Origin of the sequence: Erwinia sp. MYb416 (genome assembly GCF_037479575.1) — a bacterium.
Taxonomy (GTDB): domain Bacteria; phylum Pseudomonadota; class Gammaproteobacteria; order Enterobacterales; family Enterobacteriaceae; genus Erwinia; species Erwinia rhapontici.
This window is the reverse complement of the sequence record NZ_JBBGYT010000108.1, coordinates 1-502: the sequence shown is the minus strand read 5'-3', so window position 1 is coordinate 502 and position 502 is coordinate 1. Positions and strand designations below refer to the sequence as shown.

Genomic DNA, 502 nt, shown 5'->3' with positions numbered 1-502 from the left:
CCTGCTCGGTAAATGTCACGCCAGGGATCTGCGACAGCAATGGCAGGATGGTCACGCCAGAGTGCCCACCGATCACTGGCACATTGAGTTCTTCAGGCTTCTTGCCTTTCAGAGCAGCAACAAACGTGTTGGCACGAATGATATCCAGGGTTGTGATGCCAAAAAGTTTATTTTTGTCGTAAACACCTGCTTTCTTCAGCACTTCAGCAGCAATAGCCACCGTGGTATTGACCGGGTTGGTAATGATACCAATCAGTGCTTTTGGGCTGGTGGAGGCGACCTGCTCAATCAGATTACGCACAATACCGGCATTTACGTTGAAAAGATCTGAACGATCCATACCTGGTTTACGTGCAACACCAGCAGAAATCAGCACCACGTCAGCGCCCTTAAGCGCCGGAGTAGCATCTTCACCGCTGAAACCTTCAATTTTGACTGCTGTAGGGATATGGCTTAAATCAACCGCTACACCGGGAGTTACCGGAGCGATATCATAGAGGGA

1 protein-coding gene is annotated in these 502 nt (G+C 49.8%); it reads right to left on the bottom strand.

Going from position 1 to position 502, the window contains the following annotated elements; translation table 11 throughout:
• A partial coding sequence (locus WH277_RS00975) for a lactate/malate family dehydrogenase (RefSeq protein ID WP_445235292.1) occupies positions 1-502 on the bottom strand: 502 nt, incomplete at both ends.